This window comes from Pseudomonas sp. DTU12.1, from assembly GCF_009873475.1.
Taxonomy (GTDB): Bacteria; Pseudomonadota; Gammaproteobacteria; order Pseudomonadales; family Pseudomonadaceae; genus Aquipseudomonas; species Aquipseudomonas proteolytica.
Window position 1 is genome coordinate 3326267 of the sequence record NZ_CP045254.1, and the last position, 18498, is coordinate 3344764.

An 18498-nucleotide genomic window follows, 5' to 3' on the forward strand; every position below is an offset into this window, starting at 1 on the left:
GATGAACCTATCCCCCCTCAATCGCCGCCGCTTCGAACGTTTCAAGGCCAACAAACGCGGCTGGTGGTCGCTGTGGCTATTCCTGATCCTGTTTGGCCTGAGCCTGGGCGCCGAGTTGATCGCCAACGACAAACCGCTGGCGGTGCATTACGACGGCGACTGGTACTTCCCGGCGCTCAAGCGCTACCCAGAAACCACCTTCGGCGGCGAATTCCCCCTGGAAGCCAACTACAAAAGCCCGTATATCCGCGAACTGCTCAAGGCCAAGGATGCCTGGACGCTCTGGGCGCCGATCCCCTACAGCTACCAGAGCATCAACTACGACCTGAAAGTCCCGGCACCGGCACCGCCGTCGGCCGATAACCTGCTGGGCACCGATGACCAGGGGCGCGATGTGCTGGCGCGGGTAATCTATGGCTTTCGGGTTTCGGTGCTGTTTGCCCTGACCCTCACCGTATTGAGCTCGATCATCGGCGTGGCGGCCGGCGCCTTGCAGGGTTTCTATGGCGGCTGGGTCGACCTGGCCGGCCAGCGCTTCCTGGAAATCTGGTCCGGTTTGCCGGTGCTGTACCTGCTGATCATCCTGGCCAGCTTCGTCCAGCCCAATTTCTGGTGGCTGCTGGGGATCATGCTGCTGTTCTCGTGGATGAGCCTGGTGGACGTGGTGCGCGCCGAGTTCCTGCGCGGACGCAACCTGGAATACGTACGCGCCGCACGGGCCCTGGGCATGCAGAACGGGGCGATCATGTTCCGCCATATCCTGCCCAACGCCATGGTCTCGACCATGACGTTTATGCCGTTCATCCTCACCGGCGCGATTGGCACCCTGACCGCCCTGGACTTCCTGGGCTTCGGCCTGCCCGCCGGCTCGCCGTCCCTGGGCGAGTTGGTAGCCCAGGGCAAATCCAATCTGCAGGCACCGTGGCTGGGCATCAGCGCCTTTGCGGTGCTGGCGATTATGTTGAGTTTGCTGGTGTTTATCGGCGAGTCCGCTCGCGATGCCTTCGACCCGAGGAAATGAGATGAACCAGGACAATCTGATCGAAGTCCGCGACCTCAGTGTCGAGTTCGTCACCGGCGAGCAGCATCAGCGCGTGGTGGAAAACATCAGCTTCGATATCCGCCGTGGTGAAACCCTGGCCCTGGTCGGCGAAAGCGGCTCCGGCAAATCGGTGACTGCCCACTCGATCCTGCGCCTGCTGCCCTACCCCCTGGCGCGGCATCCGTCCGGCACGATCGGGTATGCCGGGCAGGATCTGCTGACCATGAAAGAAAAACCCTTGCGCCAGATCCGCGGCAACCGCATTGCGATGATCTTCCAGGAACCGATGACCTCGCTGAACCCGCTGCACTCCATCGAGAAGCAGATCAACGAGGTGCTGGGCCTGCACAAGGGCCTGACCGGCAAGGCCGCGACCCTGCGCACCCTGGAGTTGCTGGAGCTGGTGGGCATCCCGGAGCCACACAAGCGCCTCAAGGCCCTGCCCCATGAATTGTCCGGCGGCCAGCGCCAGCGGGTGATGATCGCCATGGCCCTGGCCAACGAGCCGGAACTGCTGATCGCCGATGAGCCAACTACCGCTCTGGACGTAACCGTGCAGTTGAAGATCCTCGAACTGCTCAAGGAGTTGCAGGCGCGCCTGGGTATGGCGCTGCTGCTGATCAGCCATGACTTGAACCTGGTCCGGCGCATTGCCCACCGCGTGTGTGTGATGCAACGCGGTTGCATTGTCGAACAGGCGTCTTGTGAAGAACTGTTCCGTTCCCCGCAGCATCCGTACACCCAGGAGCTACTGGCCGCTGAACCCAGCGGCGGGCCAGTCAGCAACGCCATTGGTCCACCGTTGCTGGAAGTCGACGACCTCAAGGTCTGGTTCCCGATCAAGAAAGGCTTCTTGCGCAGCACCGTCGATTACGTCAAGGCCGTGGACGGTATCCACTTCAGCCTGCCCCAGGGCCAGACCTTGGGCATCGTCGGCGAAAGCGGCTCCGGCAAATCCACCCTTGGCCTGGCGATCCTGCGGTTGATCGGCAGCAAGGGAGGGATCCGTTTTGAAGGCCAGCAACTGGACCAACTGACCCAACAACAGGTGCGGCCATTGCGCCGGGAAATGCAGGTGGTGTTCCAGGACCCATTTGGCAGCCTGAGCCCGCGCATGTGCGTCAGCGAGATCGTCGGCGAAGGCTTGCGCATCCACAAGATCGGCACGGCGGCCGAGCAGGAAGCGGCGATTATCGCCGCGCTCAAGGAAGTGGGGCTGGACCCGCAGACCCGCCACCGCTACCCCCACGAATTCTCCGGCGGCCAGCGCCAGCGCATCGCCATCGCCCGCGCCCTGGTGCTCAAGCCACGCCTGATCCTGCTGGATGAACCGACCTCGGCCCTGGACCGCACGGTGCAGCGCCAGGTGGTAGAACTGCTGCGCAACCTGCAGGCCAAGTACAACCTGACCTACCTGTTTATCAGCCACGACCTGGCGGTGGTCAAGGCGCTGAGTCACCAGTTGATGGTGGTCAAGCAAGGCCAGGTGGTGGAACAGGGCGATGCCAAGACCATCTTCGCCGCTCCCCAGCATGCCTATACCCGGCAGTTGCTGGAGGCCGCGTTCCTGGTGCCGACCTCTCGCATCTGATTCAGGGGGATCCTGTGGGAGCCGTCTCGCCCGGCGAGGCTGCGATAGCGGTGGGTCAGGCAACACACCGCTATCGCAGGCAAGCCAGCTGCCACATTTGATCTGTGCAGATCTGCAGGCAACGTCTTTCGCAAAAGCAAACCAATATCATTTGCGCTGCCCGCAGCCCTTTGCTTTAATCGCGACCAATTCCTATTCACGTCATGGCGTCAGCGCCGGTTGGATATTGTGTCGACTTCCCCCACTTCATTCAGTCAGCTCTATGGCAGCCACCACTCGTGGCTGCTCGGCCTGCTGCGCCGACGCCTGAGCAATCGCTGGGATGCAGCCGACCTGGCGCAAGACACTTTTATCCGCGTGCTCAAACGCCCACCCGAGCAGGCCGATGCGGTGCGCGAGCGCTCGTACCTGGCGACCATCGCCCGGGGCCTGTGCATCGACCATTGGCGCCGCCGCCAACTGGAGCAAGCCTGGCTGCAAAGCCTCGCCGACCGCCCGCAAGCGGTGCAACCCTCGCCGGAGCAGCGGGCGATCATCGTCGAAACCCTGTACGAGGTAGACGCCATGCTCGCGCGCCTGCCGCGCAAGGTCAGCGACGCCTTCCTGCTGGCGCAACTGCATGGCCTGACCTACAAGCAAATCGCCGTGCAATTGGGGGTCTGTGAGCGCATGGTGAAAAAATACATGGCCCAGGCGCTGTTGCACTGCGCGGTGCTGGAAGCCGAACTCGACGGGTTGCTCGTGGAATGAACCCCAGCGCAAAACTCAGCCACGCCAGCTTGCAGCAGGCAGCCCTATGGTATGTGCGCCTGCAAGACCCTCAGGGCGGCAGCCAGGCACAACAGCATTGGCAGACATGGCTTGGACAGAACCCAGAGCATCAGGCGGCTTGGCGGTACGTCGAGCGCGTCAGCCAGCGCTTTGCGCCCCTGACCGACGAGCCCATCGGCGCCAGCCGGGCCCTGCGCTGTACTCGACGGCAAACCCTCAAGACGCTACTGGTGCTGGGTGTAGGTTCGGCATTGGCCTGGGGCACCTGGCGCGGCACCGCCCTGCCCCGGGTGGTCGGCGGCTGGAGCGCCGACTACGCCACGGCCAGCGGCGAGATCCGCGATGCCTTGCTCGGTGACGGCACGCATATCTGGCTCAACGCATTAAGCGCCATGGACGTGCGCTTCGATCCATATCAACGCTTGCTGCACCTGCGTTTTGGCGAAGTGCTGATCGACACCGCCAAGGACCTCCAGCGCCCGTTCCTGGTCGACACCGCGCACGGCCGCCTGCGTGCCCTGGGCACCCGCTTCAGCGTGCTGCAAGGCGAGCACGACACTGCCCTCAATGTCTTCGATGGCCGGGTAGAAGTGCGTACCGCCGACGGCCAACAGGTGCGCATTATCGAGGCAGGGCAACAGGCGGTATTCGATCGCCACGCCATCCGCGGCACCAGCACGGCATCCGCCACCCGCGAGGCCTGGAGCCGGGGCGTGCTGCTGGCGGACAACTTGCCACTGGGCCAATTGATCAGCGAACTGAATCGCTACCGCCCCGGCCACCTTGGATGCGATCCGGCCGTGGCCCACCTGCCGGTGATGGGCTCATTCCCGCTCAAGGACAGCGAGCACGCGTTGCAACTGCTGGAGGCCGCGCTGCCGATCCAGATAGACAAAGTGATGCCATGGTGGGTCAGCGTGGGACCGAAAATACACGCCACCTGACTGTCGGGCTGCCAGGCTGTTGTGGGGGCTTTTGTGGCGAGGGGGCTTGTCCCCCGCTGGGTTGCGAAGCGACCCCAAAAATGGGCCTGCTACGCAGTCCAACGGGGGACAAGCCCCCTCGCCACAAAGCCCCATTGCCATGCGAATTGCGTTCCCCCAGTTCCCCTTTTCAACGTTCGTTCGGTTAACCCAGCAGACGCTTTCAAATTCGCCGAACCCCTAGGGAACCTTCCATGCCGCAACCCGCTGCTTTCACGCTGCGCCCTCTGGCGCTGGCCATCACCGCAACCCTGCTCTGCCTGGGCCCGCTTACCGTGCAGGCGACAGAAACGCCGGCAACCCAGGAAACCGCCCGCAGCTACAGCATCGGCGCAGGATCCTTGGTCAGTGTGTTGAACCGCTTTGCCGAACAGTCGGGGATTTTCATCGCCGGCCACAATAGCCTGGCGGCAGGCAAGACCAGCCCGGGCCTGAGCGGCAGCTACACCCCGGCTGCCGGTCTACAACGCTTGTTGCAAGGCAGCGGTCTGCAGGCCCAGCCCCAGGGCAACAATGGCTATGTGCTGGAACTTGCGCCGCTCAATACCGGCGAACTTGAACTGGGCGCTACCACTATTTCCGGCGTGGCACTGGGGGCCACCACCGAAGACAGCCACTCCTACACCACCGGCTCGATGGCCTCGGCCACCGGCCTGCCATTGTCGATCCGCGAAACCCCACAGTCAGTCACCGTGATCACCCGCCAGCAGATGGACGACCAGGGTTCCAACAACATCGCCGACACCCTGCGCCGCGCCCCTGGCGTCAGCGTGCAGAACTACGACAGCGAGCGCTGGGAATTCTCCAGCCGGGGCCTGCCAATCACCAACTTCCAGTACGACGGCGTCAACTCCACCTATGACGGCGTGTATGACTACGGCACCACCAGTACCGACATGGCGGTGTACGACCATCTGGAAATCATCAAGGGCTCGTCGGGCCTGATGAGCGGTTCCGGCGACCCCTCGGCCACGGTCAACCTGATCCGCAAAAAACCCACCAAAGAATTCAAGGCCTCGGTGACCGGCACCGTGGGCTCCTGGGACAACTACCGCACCGAAGGTGATATCTCCGGGCCGTTGACCGAGTCGGGCAATGTGCGTGGGCGTTTTGTCGGGGTCTATCAGGATCGCTCGTCCTACCTGGACCACTACCAGAACACCAAGGACATTGCCTACGGCATCCTCGAAGCCGATCTCACCCCCGACACCCTGCTGACCTTCGGTATCGACCAGCAGGACACCCGCTCCCGTGGCGCCAGCTGGACCGGGTTCCCGATGTACTTCAGCAACGGCAATCGCACGAACTTCTCGCGCTCGTTCAACCCGGCCGCCGACTGGAGCCGCCGCGACTTCCAGAACCAGACGATCTTCGCCTCGGTCCAGCAAAAGCTGGCCAACGACTGGTCACTCAAAGTCAGCCTGGACCGCAAGCGCAGCCAGCACGACACCCTGCTCGCCTCCGCCAGCGGCGGCAACCCGGACCAGGTCACAGGCGAAGGCATGTACATGTTCATGGGCAAGTACAAGGGCGACCAGGTGCAGAACACCCTCGACGTCAACCTCAGCGGCCCGTTCAGCCTGTTGGGCCGCGAGCATGAGTTGATCATGGGCTTTATGGCGACCCGCTCCAAACAGGACGTGCCGGTCTACGGTTCGGTCTACCCGCCGGTGGGCGGCAGCATCTATGACTGGCGTGGCGAGTATGCCAAGCCGAACATTCCACGCAGCGGCCAGAACGACATTGTGCAACGCCAGACCGGCGCCTACCTGGCGACCCGCCTGAAACCTACCGATGACTTGTCGGTGATCCTCGGCACCCGCGTGAGCAATTTCAGCAACAACGACACCACGGATTTCTACGATCCGACCGCCACCGACGCGCGCACCAGTTACAAGCAGACCGGCGTGGTGACACCCTATGCCGGGGTGGTCTACGACCTCAACGATATCTGGTCGGTGTACAGCAGCTACACCAAGATCTACCGCCCGCAGAACACCAAGGACGCCGACCGCAAGCTGCTTGACGCGATTGAAGGCGACACCTACGAAGCCGGGCTCAAGGCGGCCTTTTTCGACGGCCGCCTGAATGCCAGCTTCGCCGCCTTCCGTATCGAGCAGGACAATGTTGCGCAATACGTCTCGGGCTTTGAAAGCGACTCGATCTACCGCCCGATTGCCGGCGCCACGACCAAGGGCTTTGAAGTGGAGCTGGCCGGCGAAGTACTCGACGGCTGGAATGTCTCGGCCGGCTATACCTACCAGCACACCCGTGATGCCAACGACGACTATGTCTACAGCTCCGTCCTGCAAACCACCACGCCGCAGCAGGTGGTGCGCCTGTTCAACTCCTATCGCCTGCCGGGGGCGCTGGATAAGGTGACGATCGGTGCCGGTGTCAACTGGCAGAGCGAGTTCTTCGGCAATGTGTTCCAGCCCAACCCGAATGACACGGTCAACTTCGGCCAATACGCGCGCATCACCCAGGACAGCTATTACCTGGTGGACCTGATGGCACGCTATCGCTTCAACGAGCACTTGAGCACCACGTTGAACGTGAAGAACGCCTTCGACAAAAAGTACTACACAGGCCTGGGCAACTTCGGTACCGGTTTCTACGGCGAGCCGCGCAGCCTGCAACTGGCCACACGCTGGGACTTCTAACCCAACACAAACGTAGGAGCCGGCTTGCCGGCGCCTACATAAGGTCGGCGGCGTATTTATGTGCAATCATCGAGGCCCTACAAGGCCCATTGGAGATTGCCATCATGTCGCTGCCCGACCTGGCCGCCCCGCGCTTCTGGCGTGATGCCAGCCTGCCGTTTATCGAAGCACGTACCATCGATGATGGGCGCAAGGTCTGCTACACCCGGCATGCACACGACCATTTCTCGATTGGCGCGATCACCGCCGGGCAGAGCCTGTATATCCATGGCGCAGACACCTTCCATATCCATACCGGCACCGTGGTGCTGATGAACCCCGGCGACGTGCACGCCTGCAACCCGATCGACGACCAACCCTGGTCGTATCACATGCTCTACATAGACACGCCCTGGCTGACCGACCTGCAACACCAGTTGGGGTTTGCCAGCGAGTTGGACTTTCGCCGTTTCAGCACCACCCACACCGATGACCCGCAGCTGTTTGCCGGCCTGCTCGAACTGTACGCCGTGCTGACCGACGAACACGCCGAGCACCTGCACAAACACAGCGCCGTGGTGAGTTTTTTCAGTGACGTGCAATTGCGCCTGAACCCAGCGGCAACAGTGGTGCGGGAGGTCAATCACAAGTTGGAGCGCGCCGCCGAGTACATCCGCGAACAGTGCACCGAGGCGCTGAAACTCGAAGATATCTGCCAGGCCGCGCAGCTGTCGCCGTCGTACCTGATCCGCGCGTTCAAGCAGTATTACGGCATGACGCCCCACGCATTCCTGGTCAACCAGCGTATCCAGTTTGCCCGCCAGCAACTGCGCAGCGGCCAGTTGATTGCCGATGTGGCACTGGCCGCGGGCTTTGCCGACCAGGCGCACTTCCAGCGCACGTTCAAGCAGCACCTGGCAGCCACGCCGGGGCAATATCGCGGCTGAATCAGCCCAGCAACAGGTACGCCACACTGATCACCAGCAACAACGCCATCACCCGGTTGAACAGGCGCATGCCCCGCGCATTGCTCAGGTAACGCCGAAAAAAAGTGCCCACATACGACCAGCACGCCACCGACAAATAGCAAATCACCAGGTACACCGCCGCCAGTTGCCAGACCCGCGCGGCTTCGCCGTCGGCCGCAAACAGGCCCATACCGGCGACACATGCCAGCCAGGCCTTGGGGTTGAGCCACTGCATGACCGCGCCATACAGCATCGAAGGCGCAACGCTGGCATCTTGCGCATCCAGCCGGCCGTCATCGGTCGCCAGCTTGTAGGCCATGTACAGCAGGAATATCACCCCACCCCACTGGATACCCTGGGTCAACAGCGGCCAACGGATCAATAATTCGTGCAAGCCCAGGCCGATCAACACCAGCAACAATGTGAACCCCAGCGCCGCGCCAGCCACGTGTTTCTGGCTGGCGACAAAACCAAAGCGCGCCCCCGAGCCGAGGGCGACGATATTGACTGGGCCGGGGGTGATAGAGGTCGCCAGGGCGAAGGCGGCCATGGACATGATCAAACTCATTGCATTTCCTTTTTGTAATCACAGGGAGCGAGGCCTGTACGCTACGTTCCTGTAGCCAATGCGTATTGAACAAAATGCCCCTGCAGGAGCCGGCGCCTACCTTCCCGCCAGGGTTGCCTTGAGCAATCGCAGCTCCAGGTATTGCAGGAGCATGATGGTCTTGCCATCGACAATCTCACCGCGCGCAACCATGGCGATTGCCTCGTCGAAGCCCAGCTCCAGCACGTCGATATCCTCGCCTTCCTCCGCAAGCCCACCGCCTTCGCTCACGCGGTCGCCGGGTTGATACTCACCGATAAAGAAATGAATGCGCTCGGTCACCGACCCGGGGCTCATGAACGCCGAGTAGATTTTTTCGACATGGCCGATGCGGTAGCCGGTCTCTTCCTCGGCTTCCAGGCGGATACGTTCCTCTGGGCTGGCGTTGTCCAGCAGGCCTGCAGCGGCTTCGATCAGGTAGCCGTCATGGCCATTGACGAAGGTCGGCATGCGGAACTGGCGAATCAGCAACACCGTGCGCTGCTGGGTGTTGTACAGCAGGATGGTCGCTCCGTTGCCACGGTCATACACCTCCCGCGTCTGGGCTTGCCAACTGCCATCACGGCGGCGCAGGTCAAAGCTGTACTTTTTCAGCAGGTACCAGTTGTCCGAGAGCAGCTCTTGGGAGGTGATGCGTACGGGGCTGTTGTCCATGGCAGGTCCTTTTGGTCGCAGGGGGCGCAGCATGTCGGGGACATCCTGTCAGCGTCAAGCTGTCCATCGGCCAGCATCGGCGCGCGTTATCCGGCTACAATCGCGCCCTTTCTGTACCGGATGACCGCCCACGCGTGTGGCTGACGGGGTTATCTCGACAATGCATCTTGCGGGGTCAAGGACATGATGCTGCACATACCGACGCTCTTGATGGTCGCGGTCTTCGTTTTCTGCCTGATGGGCCTGCTTACCGTCCACGCCTGGCATCGCGTGCGTGAGCCGACCCTGGGCTACCTGGGGGTGATGCTGTTGCTGGCTTCCCTCGGCACCACGCTGATCGTGGTGCGCGGCGTGGGCGTGGATTTTGTCGCGCTGGTGCTGGGCAATGTGGTGCTGCTGCTCAGTGCCGCCATGAACTGGACCGCCATGCGCCTGTTCGTCCATGGCAGGCCGCACCTGCCGGGCATCCTCGCAGGCCCCGCGCTATGGCTGTTGATGTGCCTGGTGCCGCAGTTCTATGGGTCGATGTCCAGCCGGGTGTCGCTGTATTCCCTGCTGGCTGCCAGCTATGGCGTGCTGTCGGCGCTGGAGTTGTGGCGCCATCGCCGACACCTGGAAGTGGCCTATCTGCCAGCGATGGGGCTGATGCTGTTTCATACGACGTTTTACTGCGTACGGGCGGTGATTGACCCCGGCATGCCGCTCAAGAATGAACATGCGCTGATGGGCGAAGGCGTGCCGTTTTTTTCGTTCATGCTGTTCGAATCCATGCTGTATGCGATCGGCATCGCCTACGTCACCCTGGCGATGGTCAAGGAGCGCGCCGAACTCAACTTCAAGGCCGCTGCATTCAGCGATGTGTTGACCGGCATCGGCAATCGCCGGGCGTTCATGCTGCATGGCGAGCAACTGCTGGCCGACAGCCAACAACGCGGCAAGCCGGTGACACTGCTGTTGTGTGACCTGGACTACTTCAAGCGCCTTAACGACAGTTTCGGCCACCCCATGGGCGACCAGGCATTGATAGCCTTCAGCCAACTGACCTCGTCGATTTTGCGCAAGCACGATCTGTTTGCGCGCATCGGCGGTGAAGAATTTGCCTGCCTGCTGGCCGACACCGATGAACAAGGCGCGGTGCAGGTGGCCGAACGTATCCGCCAGCGGTTCGCCGAACTGGACTTGTTGGCCCCCGGGTTCCTCAGTGTGAGTATCGGGGTGGTGACCAGCACCGCCGCGTGCCACGATCTGTCACGGCTGCTGTCCCAGGCAGACCAGGCGCTGTATCGCGCCAAGGATCAGGGGCGCAACCGCGTACAGACGGCCTGTAACACTTTGCAAGCAATCGCCCCCTGACGGCGGTCTGAATAATTCCTTCACGGGCAAGGCTTCTGGTAAAAAACCTGCTTCGCTTCTGTCCTGGAACCTCCATGTCCTCACGTTCTCTCTCGCGCTGGCGCTGGCTACCGCTGCTGTGCATGGCGCTACTGATCCTCGGCCTGCCAGTAGGGTGCAATGTGCTGCAACACAAGGAGCGGGAGCTGGTGTTTCGTATCGAACCCGGCCCTGCCAGTTGGTATCGCGGGCTGCCCAGCGATGTGCAGGAGTTCGAGCTCAAGCCCGCCAGCTTCAAGTCCGGGCAGAGCCTGCATGGCTGGTGGTGGCCGGCGGCGAAAAAAGACGCACCGGCGATCCTGTATCTGCACGGCGTGCGCTGGAACCTTACCGGCCAGCTGTTTCGCATCGAGCAACTGCATGCCCAGGGTTACTCGGTGCTGGCCATCGACTATCGGGGCTTTGGCCAAAGCCGGGGCGACCTGCCCTCAGAGTCCAGTGTCTACGAAGATGCACGGGTGGCCTGGGAGCGCTTCCAACTGCTGCAACCCGACCCGGGCAAGCGCCTGATCTACGGCCACTCCCTGGGCGGCGCCGTGGCCATTGACCTGGCGGCCGAACTGGGCCAGCAGGCCGTCGCTGAACACCTGCCGCCGCCGGTGCGTGGGCTGGTGATCGAATCCACCTTTACCTCCCTGGCCGATGTCGCGGCGGCGGTGGCCAACACCTCGCTGCCGGTGCGGTGGTTGCTGTCACAGAAGTTTGACTCCATCGACAAGATCGCCGATATCCACATGCCCTTGCTCGTCGTGCATGGCCTGGATGACCGCTACGTGCCGCCGCGTTTCAGCCAGCAACTGTTTGATGCCGCGCAAGAACCCAAGCACTTGCTGTTGGTACCGGGAGCCAGTCACAACAACAGCCTGAGCCTGGGCGGCCGCAGCTATCGCCAGGCACTCCAGGGTTTGCTGTAGAACGGCGAATCCGGCACCGGTTGGAGCGACGCGTGTCAAGCGCATGCCACGCGCCAAAAGGCCTGCAAACGTTCCTGATCAAATATTGATCGCAGGTCGAATCGCCAGTGGCGCCGGGGCCACGCAAGGTTATCCACAGAGATACCCACGGTTTTCGTGGACAACTCTTTTTGCATTTAAACGATTTTTTTACGCTGATGGTTCACCGGCTGACGTCAGCCTTTTGCTTGGCAATCGCCTTGGGGCCAGTGATCGCCCATAGAATCACGCCCAGCAGGGGTACGAAGACAATCACCACAACCCATAGCATTTTGGTTTCGGCTCGACTGGCACTGCGCAGTACACAGTTGATGGCCCACAACTCCACCAGCACCAACAGCGTGGCCAAAATAATCCAGACGTATTCGATTTGCATGGTTCACCTCCTGAGGTCATACACCTTAGGGCCAGGGGTGAACGCGAGGGTTCAGAAAAAATACCAACGACTGCTCAGATTTGTGGCGAGGAGGCTTGTCCTCCGCTGGGCTGCAACGCAGCCCTAAAACCTGCCGCCTCGGTATATCTGGCAGAACGTGGTGAGGCTGTTGGGGCGGCTTCGCCGCCCAGCGCGGGGCAAGCCCGCTCGCCACAAAAAAGCCAGCAGTGGGCTGCAAGTTGCAGGCTCAGGTCAACCAGGGTCTGGCACCTTGTCTGTTGCAATCGGCAGTTCAATCCCCCAATCGCCATGCAAGTACCAATCCTCACCGATCATTTCGGCCGGGTGCATGGTGCGGTCGGCACCGTTGCCGCAGGCCAGGGCGCTAGTCGCACAATAACGGTCGCAGCCCCAGCAGATACGCTCAGGGTGTTTGGGGTTTAGCGGGAATGGCTTGGCCATGAGCAGGCTCCACGGCAGTGGGCGGTGATTTGATCCTACGGCCGCCGCCCGCCCACAGCCTTGACCAACGTCAAGAATGGTTGTGGTTATATCCCTGGAAACTTGACAGGAATCATTATTATTTACAGCAAAGCTTTCTAGACTCGGACTCTCTTTTGCCCTGTCAGGAAGCCCCCATGCGTATCCCCTTCACGCTGTCACTGGCCTTGCTGTTGTCGACTGGCGCGGCCGTCGCCAAGGAATACCCGATCGGCGAGCCACAAATGTGCCCCGGCCTGGAAGTCGGTGCGGTCTATCTGCAACCGATCGAGATGGCGCCACCGGGCATGATGCGCGCCACCGCCGATTCGGATGTGCATCTGGAGGCCGATATCCGCGCCACTGCCGACAATCAGCAGGGCTTCCAGGAAGGCAGTTTCGTGCCTTACCTCAACGTCTCGTTCCGTCTGCAGAAGCAAGGTGCAGCCAGCCCGATCATCGGTGAGTTCCACGCCATGGTGGCCAACGACGGGCCGCACTACGGCGATAACGTCAAGCTGCTGGGCCCTGGCAAGTACCAGCTGACTTTCACCGTGATGCCACCCAGCGGCCACGGCTCACTGGGCCGGCATACCGACAAGGAAACCGGGGTCGCGCCGTGGTTCGAGCGCTGTGAAGTGCACTACGAATTCGTCTACGCGGGTATTGGCAAGAAAGGCGGCTACTGAATGCGCCGCGCCCTCGCCCTGTGCGCCCTGTGCGCCCTGCTGGCCGCTGGTGCGGCCCTGGCAGCACCTTTGCCGACCTATAAATTGACGCTGCAGGACGGCCACTTCAACCCGGCGCAGCTCAAGGTGCCGGCCGGCCAGCGCTTCAAGATCGTGTTGAAAAACATCGGCCAAGGCCCGGCCGAGTTCGAGAGCACGCCGCTACGCGTGGAGAAAGTGCTGTCGCCTGGGGTCACCACCTTTGTGGTGATCCACCCGCTCAAGCCGGGCACTTATGGGTTTTTCGACGAATTCAACCCACAGTTGCCCGAGGGCAGCATCCTCGCCGAATAACGGCCCAGGAGCATTTGATGAATCAATCGATGTTTATCGTCTGGCGCGAAAGCGTCGAGGCGTTGCTGGTGATCGGCATCCTCCAGGCCTGGATCAGCCAACAATCCGAGGGCTCGCGCCTGGGGCGTTTCCTGTGGGCCGGAGTGCTCCTGGGGCTGCTGTGTTCCGCCGGGTTGGCGGGCTTGATGCTGTGGGCCGGTGAAGCCATGAGCGGGCCCAGCGGTGAATGGTTCCAGGCCGGCATGACCCTGGTGGCAAGCCTGTTGATGGTGCAGATGGTGTTCTGGATGCACCGCCACGGGCCGGGCCTCAAGCACACACTGTTACGGGACGCCGAGCAGCGCGCGGCGCGCCAGGGCGGCCTCGGTGTGTTGTTGCTGGCGTTGTTGGCAGTCAGCCGCGAAGGCAGCGAGACCGTGGTGTTCCTGTATGGCGCCGGCGCCCAACTGCATGGCCCGGCATTGGGTCTGTTCGCCATTGGCGGGGGGCTGGGCCTGGTGTTGGCCGGGTTGACAGTGATGCTGCTGCGCAGCACGCAGCGGTTGATTTCGTGGTCGCGGTTTTTCGCCCTCAGTGAGGTGCTGTTGCTGCTTTTGGCGGCCTCCTTGCTGGTCGCTGCCGCAGAACGCATCGGCGGGCAACTGTTGGCGATGGACATGCCCGATTGGGTCTACACCCTGGTGGGCGAAGCCTGGTGGGACAGCAGCGCCCTGCTCAGTGACAGCCACGGCCTGGGCGCAGTGCTCGCCGGCTTTGCCGGGTACCGCGCAACGCCCAGCACGGTCACCCTGCTGGTGCTGGCCGGCTATTGGTTGCTGGTGGGCCAAGGGCTGTATCGCACCCGACGAGCAACGCTGTGAACACCCCCTGGCTGCAACGCCTGGGGGATGGCATGCGCCGCCACGCGCGGCTGATTCGCGGTATGCAATGGGCGGTGGTGCTGTTCTACGCGGGATTGCTGGTGCTACCCGCGCTGCTGCCGCTGCCCGCCAGCCAGGCGCGTTTGTTGGATAACCTGACGCTACTGGCACAGTTCCTGTTCTGGGGCGTGTGGTGGCCGTTCGTGGTGCTGTCCATCGTCGTGTTCGGCCGCGTGTGGTGCGGCGTGCTCTGCCCTGAAGGCTCGTTGAGCGAATGGGCCAGCCGCCATGGGCGCGGCCTGCGCATTCCGGGGTGGATCCGCTGGGGCGGTTGGCCCACCGTGGGTTTCTGCCTGACCACTCTCTACGGGCAATTGATCAGTGTGTACGACTACGCCCAGGCGGCCTTGCTGATCCTCGGCGGCTCGACCGTCGCCGCCGTGCTGGTAGGGCTGCTGTTTGTGCGCGGCAAACGGGTGTGGTGCCGCTACCTGTGCCCGGTCAGCGGTGTGTTCGCCCTGCTCGCGCGCCTGGCACCCGTGCATTTCCAGGTTGATGAACAACGTTGGAAAGCCAACGACGGCCCACGGCTGCCCCTGCCCAACTGCGCGCCACTGCTGGACATCCGCCGCTTGCAAGGTGCCAGCGATTGCCACGCCTGTGGCCGCTGCAGCGGGCAACGTGGCGCGGTGCAGTTGATTGCGCGCTCGTGCAATAGCGAAATCCTCCAGGCCCCACGCAAACCCGCCTTGGCCTGGGATACGCGCTTGTTGTTGTTTGGCGTGATCGGCCTGGCGATGGGCGCCTTCCAGTGGACCGTCAGCCCGTGGTTCATCACGTTCAAGCAAGCCCTGGCGCAATGGTTGGTGGAGCACGACTGGTTGTGGCCGTTGCAGGACAACGCGCCCTGGTGGCTGTTGACCCATTACCCCCAGGCCAACGACAGCTTCAGTTGGTTGGATGGGTTTTGTATCGTTGCGTACCTGGGTGCCAGCAGCCTGCTGATCGGCGGCGCATTGATGGGGCTGGTGCACCTCGCCGCACGACTGAGCGGTGAGCGTGCACGGTATTGGGCCCTGGCGCTGACCTTCACGCCCCTTGGCGGTGCAGGACTGTTCCTGGGGCTGTCGGCAACCACCGTCAAGTTATTGCGCTATGAAGGGTTGTTGCTCGACTGGGTACAGCCGGCACGCGGCGCGCTGCTGGTTGGGGCGATAGGCTGGTGTTTGTGGCTGGGGTGGAAACAGCTGGCCGACACGCCACTGCCACGACAGTGCGCCGCCTGGACTTGCCTGCTACTGGGCAATGGGCTGGTGGGGTACGGCTGGTGGCTACAGTTCTGGGGTTGGAAACTCTAGGAGCCCGCTTGTCGCAGTGAGCGGGCTTATTGTGGCGAGCGGGCTTGCCCCGCGCTGGGCTGCGTAGCAGCCCCAAAACCAGACGCTACGGAGTATCTGATACACCGTATCCGGCTTACTTGGGGCTGCTGCGCAGCCCAGCGCGGGGCAAGCCCGCTCGCCACAACAAGCCCGCTCGCCACAATGGCCCGTCTTGCGCGGTTAGACGCGGAACCTGGCAACCGTCAGGTGCAGTTCCCCTGCCATTTGCGCCAGTTCATGGCCTGCCGTATCGGTATGCCGTGCGCCGAGCAAGACTTGCTCCGACAGATTGCGAATCCCCACCAGATTGCGATCCACCTCCCGCGCCACCAGTGCTTGCTCTTCGGTGGCGCTAGCGATCATCAGGTTGCGTTCGTTGATCTGCGAGATCGACTGGGTAATCGCTTCCAGGGCCTGGCCCGAACGCTCGGCCACGCTCAAGGTAGCCCGTACCAAATCACTGCTGCCCTGCATCGCGGTCACAGCTTGTTCGGTGTCCAGGCGGATATTGCCGATCATCTGCTCGATCTCCTGGGTCGAGGCCTGGGTGCGATGGGCCAGGGCCCGCACCTCATCGGCCACCACGGCAAACCCGCGCCCGGCATCCCCGGCCCGTGCCGCCTCGATGGCCGCGTTGAGGGCCAGCAGGTTGGTCTGGTCGGCAATACTGCGGATCACCTCCAGCACGCCGCTGATGTCCTGCACCCTCCCGGCCAGTTGCTGGATGCGCACTGAGGTGCCACTGACGCCCTCTGCCAGGGTGTTGATGGACGCGACGGTTTCTTGCACCTGATCGCGCCCCAGTTGGGCCGTCTGCGCCGATAACCGTGAGGCTTCACTGGTGCTCACTGCATTGCGCGCCACTTCATCTACCGCCGCCGTCATCTCATTGACCGCCGTGGCGGCCTGTTCGATCTCCATGCCTTGCAGTTGCAAGCTGCTGCTGGTCTGGCTGCTGACCGCGCTCAACTCCTCGGAAGAACTGGCCACGCGGTCTACCGACGTGGCGATCTGGCGCACCATTTCATTGAGGTTGTCCTGCATCTGTTGCATGTTTTTCATCACGCTGCCGTCGGCGCTGCCCGCCGTTGGCACTTCGGTAGTCAGGTCGCCCTGGGCAATCTGGCTCAATACCCGCGCGGCCTCGTCGGGCTCGCCGCCCAAGGGCCGGGTCACGCTGCGGGTGACAATCACCCCCGCCGCCACCACCAGGGCCACGCACAGCAGGAACAGCCCCAGCATGTTGCGCCGCGCCTCGCTGTACAGGGTCTGCGCCGCGCGCTCGCGCTCGGTAAAGATCTGCCCCTGCAAGGCCATCATCGCCTCCAGGCTCTTGAATACGGCCTGCTCGGCGGGTTGCACATTCTGCTTGAGCTGCGCCACACCCTCGGCATGGGCGCCCTGGCGGATAAGTGCCTGCACCTGGGTAAAGGCGCCCACATAGGCTTCGCGACGCTGCTTCAGGTCGGCATAGGCCGCCTGGCCCGCAGGTGTGTTGAACAGCGGCTCCAGTTGGGTGAAGGCATCAGTAATACGTTGGCGGGTGGTACCAATGGCCTGTTGTGCGGCCTGGTTGTCCTCATCGATCAGCAAGTCGCGGGTGTTACGGCCGTTGTCGCGCACACCGGTGGCAATCACCATGATCGGCGCGATTTTCGGCCAGTCCTGCTGCACGATCAGTTCCGATTGTTCCTTGAGGGTGCCCAGGTCGTGCAAGGCGTAGAGCGCCATGCCCGCCAGGGCCAAGGGGGCGATGGCAAAGCCGATCGCGATGCGGCGGGCGGTGGTTAGTCGAGTCATGTCATAAGCTCCCTGATGAATACCTGCCCCCAGGGGGCAGCATCTTTGATAATCCGGTGGGAGTTCAATCGCCACGCTTGAAAGGGCTCCGCGAAGGGATCAACCCCGTAAAACAAATGCCGGGAACAGTGCCCGCATTTTCTCCCATAGTTCAGGCAGCAAGGCCTGTGCCGAAACGCTCGGCAATTGCTCATCGAGCATGCGCGCGGTGCGCACCAGCTGTACGGCGAAGCGCTTGACTCCCCGCTCTTGCAAACGCTGGGCCAGCAGCAGCAGGCGCTGCGGGTCGATCAGGTGCCAATGCACGGTGGTGCGGCATTCGTAGTCCACATCGCTGTGCAGCAGCAGGTCGAGGCTGCGCCAATTGGCGGTGCCGCTGCCCTTGACCTGGGTGATCAACTGGCAGTCCTCGGCCAGGGCCTTGACGTCGAAGCCAACCCAATCGGCATGGGCCAGGGCATTGGCGAACGCCGCAGGCTTGATCCCGGCACTGTGCAGGCCGATGCGAAAGCCCATCTTGCGCACTTCGTCCATGGCTGCCGGCAGGCCTTCCTGCAGGGTCGGTTCACCACCGCTGAACACCACGGCATCCAGCAGGTCCTGGCGCCGTTGCAGAAACAGCAAAACCCGGCGCCAATCCACCTCATCGCTACCGCGAGGGGGGATCAGGTCCGGGTTATGGCAATACCGACAACGCCAGGCACAGCCCTGGCAAAACAGCACGCAGGCGAGCATGCCGGGGTAGTCGAGGGTGGTCAGGGGCACGAGGCCCCCGACCCGTAGTGCTCGACTCATTGGCGCCCGGCCGCCGCCGCACTTTCGGTAAAGTGCGCGCGCTCACGGTGCTCCGATTGTTTGCCGGGGTTAAAGGCCGAAACCGGTCGGTGGTAGCCCATGACACGGGTCCAGACTTCACAGCGTTGGCGTTGTGGCTGGGTGGTTTGCATGGTGAATCTCCTTGGGGTTGGAAAACGGTTA

The 18498-nt window shown here is 62.6% G+C and carries 19 protein-coding genes; 12 read left to right on the forward strand and 7 right to left on the reverse strand.

The window, feature by feature from the left end:
* Position 1: 1 nt before the first annotated feature.
* The 6 genes from GDV60_RS14340 to GDV60_RS14365 all read left to right on the forward strand — a co-directional run bounded on the left by GDV60_RS14340 (position 2) and on the right by GDV60_RS14365 (position 7976).
* A complete protein-coding gene (locus GDV60_RS14340) occupies positions 2-1021 on the forward strand; it encodes an ABC transporter permease (protein ID WP_029291368.1) in 1020 nt (339 codons plus the stop codon).
* Between the two features lies 1 nt (position 1022).
* The gene (locus GDV60_RS14345) at positions 1023-2633 is read left to right on the forward strand and encodes an ABC transporter ATP-binding protein (RefSeq protein ID WP_159907795.1); all 1611 of its coding nucleotides are present in this window, start codon (positions 1023-1025) and stop codon (positions 2631-2633) included.
* A 219-nt stretch (positions 2634-2852) separates the two neighbouring features.
* On the forward strand, positions 2853-3383 hold the full coding sequence (locus tag GDV60_RS14350; RefSeq protein WP_092236993.1) for a sigma-70 family RNA polymerase sigma factor: 531 nt from the start codon (positions 2853-2855) through the stop codon (positions 3381-3383).
* Entirely contained in the window at positions 3380-4348 is a 969-nt protein-coding gene (locus GDV60_RS14355; protein ID WP_092236996.1) for a FecR domain-containing protein, read from the forward strand. The genes GDV60_RS14350 and GDV60_RS14355 overlap by 4 nt, the downstream gene beginning before the upstream one ends.
* Positions 4349-4581: 233 nt before the next feature.
* The gene (locus GDV60_RS14360) at positions 4582-7050 is read left to right on the forward strand and encodes a TonB-dependent siderophore receptor (RefSeq protein WP_092236999.1); all 2469 of its coding nucleotides are present in this window, start codon (positions 4582-4584) and stop codon (positions 7048-7050) included.
* Positions 7051-7154: 104 nt separating this feature from the next.
* Positions 7155-7976 carry an AraC family transcriptional regulator gene (locus GDV60_RS14365; protein WP_092237001.1) on the forward strand — a complete coding sequence of 274 codons (822 nt, stop codon included), beginning with the start codon at positions 7155-7157 and terminating at the stop codon, positions 7974-7976.
* A gap of 1 nt (position 7977) precedes the next feature.
* Here GDV60_RS14365 and GDV60_RS14370 read toward each other — a convergent pair whose 3' ends face one another.
* Together GDV60_RS14370 and GDV60_RS14375 are read right to left on the reverse strand one after the other, a co-directional pair.
* Entirely contained in the window at positions 7978-8565 is a 588-nt protein-coding gene (locus tag GDV60_RS14370; protein ID WP_070994258.1) for a LysE family translocator, read from the reverse strand.
* A gap of 96 nt (positions 8566-8661) precedes the next feature.
* Positions 8662-9258 carry an NUDIX domain-containing protein gene (locus tag GDV60_RS14375; protein WP_029291354.1) on the reverse strand — a complete coding sequence of 199 codons (597 nt, stop codon included), beginning with the start codon at positions 9256-9258 and terminating at the stop codon, positions 8662-8664.
* A 183-nt stretch (positions 9259-9441) separates the two neighbouring features.
* Here GDV60_RS14375 and GDV60_RS14380 point away from each other — a divergent pair, with 183 nt between their 5' ends.
* Together GDV60_RS14380 and GDV60_RS14385 are read left to right on the forward strand one after the other, a co-directional pair.
* Positions 9442-10611: a GGDEF domain-containing protein gene (locus GDV60_RS14380; RefSeq protein WP_070994257.1), complete on the forward strand. Its 1170-nt coding sequence runs from the start codon at positions 9442-9444 to the stop codon at positions 10609-10611.
* A gap of 74 nt (positions 10612-10685) precedes the next feature.
* Positions 10686-11564, forward strand: coding sequence for an alpha/beta hydrolase (locus GDV60_RS14385; protein WP_092237003.1), 879 nt, complete (start codon positions 10686-10688; stop codon positions 11562-11564).
* Positions 11565-11766: 202 nt separating this feature from the next.
* On the opposite strand, the gene GDV60_RS14390 is transcribed toward GDV60_RS14385, so the two are convergent.
* Both GDV60_RS14390 and GDV60_RS14395 read right to left on the reverse strand, forming a co-directional pair.
* Positions 11767-11979 carry a PLDc N-terminal domain-containing protein gene (locus tag GDV60_RS14390; RefSeq protein WP_029291348.1) on the reverse strand — a complete coding sequence of 71 codons (213 nt, stop codon included), beginning with the start codon at positions 11977-11979 and terminating at the stop codon, positions 11767-11769.
* A 252-nt stretch (positions 11980-12231) separates the two neighbouring features.
* Positions 12232-12441 carry a DUF3079 domain-containing protein gene (locus GDV60_RS14395; protein ID WP_029291346.1) on the reverse strand — a complete coding sequence of 70 codons (210 nt, stop codon included), beginning with the start codon at positions 12439-12441 and terminating at the stop codon, positions 12232-12234.
* A gap of 176 nt (positions 12442-12617) precedes the next feature.
* On the opposite strand from GDV60_RS14395, the gene GDV60_RS14400 reads away from it, so the two are divergent.
* From GDV60_RS14400 to GDV60_RS14415, 4 genes are read left to right on the forward strand one after another with little or no spacing between them, the layout of a single operon-like run.
* Positions 12618-13148: an iron transporter gene (locus GDV60_RS14400; RefSeq protein ID WP_029291344.1), complete on the forward strand. Its 531-nt coding sequence runs from the start codon at positions 12618-12620 to the stop codon at positions 13146-13148.
* On the forward strand, positions 13149-13481 hold the full coding sequence (locus tag GDV60_RS14405) for a cupredoxin domain-containing protein (protein ID WP_092237007.1): 333 nt from the start codon (positions 13149-13151) through the stop codon (positions 13479-13481).
* A 17-nt stretch (positions 13482-13498) separates the two neighbouring features.
* Positions 13499-14341, forward strand: a complete 843-nt coding sequence (locus GDV60_RS14410) for an FTR1 family protein (protein WP_104912459.1) — start codon at positions 13499-13501, stop codon at positions 14339-14341.
* Between the two features lie 32 nt (positions 14342-14373).
* Positions 14374-15699, forward strand: a complete 1326-nt coding sequence (locus GDV60_RS14415) for a 4Fe-4S binding protein (RefSeq protein ID WP_159909239.1) — start codon at positions 14374-14376, stop codon at positions 15697-15699.
* A 201-nt stretch (positions 15700-15900) separates the two neighbouring features.
* Here GDV60_RS14415 and GDV60_RS14420 read toward each other — a convergent pair whose 3' ends face one another.
* The 3 genes from GDV60_RS14420 to nrdD form a co-directional block, all read right to left on the reverse strand.
* The gene (locus GDV60_RS14420; RefSeq protein WP_070994254.1) at positions 15901-17520 is read right to left on the reverse strand and encodes a methyl-accepting chemotaxis protein; all 1620 of its coding nucleotides are present in this window, start codon (positions 17518-17520) and stop codon (positions 15901-15903) included.
* Between the two features lie 99 nt (positions 17521-17619).
* Positions 17620-18315 (reverse strand): anaerobic ribonucleoside-triphosphate reductase activating protein, encoded by a 696-nt coding sequence (locus GDV60_RS14425; RefSeq protein ID WP_092237015.1) that lies wholly within the window; start codon positions 18313-18315, stop codon positions 17620-17622.
* Positions 18312-18467: an anaerobic ribonucleoside-triphosphate reductase gene (gene nrdD, locus GDV60_RS14430; RefSeq protein WP_029291331.1), complete on the reverse strand. Its 156-nt coding sequence runs from the start codon at positions 18465-18467 to the stop codon at positions 18312-18314. The genes GDV60_RS14425 and nrdD overlap by 4 nt, the downstream gene beginning before the upstream one ends.
* Positions 18468-18498 lie beyond the last annotated feature (31 nt).

Coding starts and splice junctions, on each gene's coding strand:
- GDV60_RS14340 (WP_029291368.1), top strand. CDS start 2: ATGAACCTATCCCCCCTCAATCGCCGCCGCTTCGAACGTTTCAAGGCC.
- GDV60_RS14345 (WP_159907795.1), top strand. CDS start 1,023: ATGAACCAGGACAATCTGATCGAAGTCCGCGACCTCAGTGTCGAGTTC.
- GDV60_RS14355 (WP_092236996.1), top strand. CDS start 3,380: ATGAACCCCAGCGCAAAACTCAGCCACGCCAGCTTGCAGCAGGCAGCC.
- GDV60_RS14360 (WP_092236999.1), top strand. CDS start 4,582: ATGCCGCAACCCGCTGCTTTCACGCTGCGCCCTCTGGCGCTGGCCATC.
- GDV60_RS14365 (WP_092237001.1), top strand. CDS start 7,155: ATGTCGCTGCCCGACCTGGCCGCCCCGCGCTTCTGGCGTGATGCCAGC.
- GDV60_RS14370 (WP_070994258.1), bottom strand. CDS start 8,565: ATGAGTTTGATCATGTCCATGGCCGCCTTCGCCCTGGCGACCTCTATC.
- GDV60_RS14375 (WP_029291354.1), bottom strand. CDS start 9,258: ATGGACAACAGCCCCGTACGCATCACCTCCCAAGAGCTGCTCTCGGAC.
- GDV60_RS14380 (WP_070994257.1), top strand. CDS start 9,442: ATGATGCTGCACATACCGACGCTCTTGATGGTCGCGGTCTTCGTTTTC.
- GDV60_RS14385 (WP_092237003.1), top strand. CDS start 10,686: ATGTCCTCACGTTCTCTCTCGCGCTGGCGCTGGCTACCGCTGCTGTGC.
- GDV60_RS14390 (WP_029291348.1), bottom strand. CDS start 11,979: ATGCAAATCGAATACGTCTGGATTATTTTGGCCACGCTGTTGGTGCTG.
- GDV60_RS14395 (WP_029291346.1), bottom strand. CDS start 12,441: ATGGCCAAGCCATTCCCGCTAAACCCCAAACACCCTGAGCGTATCTGC.
- GDV60_RS14400 (WP_029291344.1), top strand. CDS start 12,618: ATGCGTATCCCCTTCACGCTGTCACTGGCCTTGCTGTTGTCGACTGGC.
- GDV60_RS14405 (WP_092237007.1), top strand. CDS start 13,149: ATGCGCCGCGCCCTCGCCCTGTGCGCCCTGTGCGCCCTGCTGGCCGCT.
- GDV60_RS14410 (WP_104912459.1), top strand. CDS start 13,499: ATGAATCAATCGATGTTTATCGTCTGGCGCGAAAGCGTCGAGGCGTTG.
- GDV60_RS14415 (WP_159909239.1), top strand. CDS start 14,374: ATGCGCCGCCACGCGCGGCTGATTCGCGGTATGCAATGGGCGGTGGTG.
- GDV60_RS14420 (WP_070994254.1), bottom strand. CDS start 17,520: ATGACTCGACTAACCACCGCCCGCCGCATCGCGATCGGCTTTGCCATC.
- GDV60_RS14425 (WP_092237015.1), bottom strand. CDS start 18,315: ATGAGTCGAGCACTACGGGTCGGGGGCCTCGTGCCCCTGACCACCCTC.
- nrdD (WP_029291331.1), bottom strand. CDS start 18,467: ATGCAAACCACCCAGCCACAACGCCAACGCTGTGAAGTCTGGACCCGT.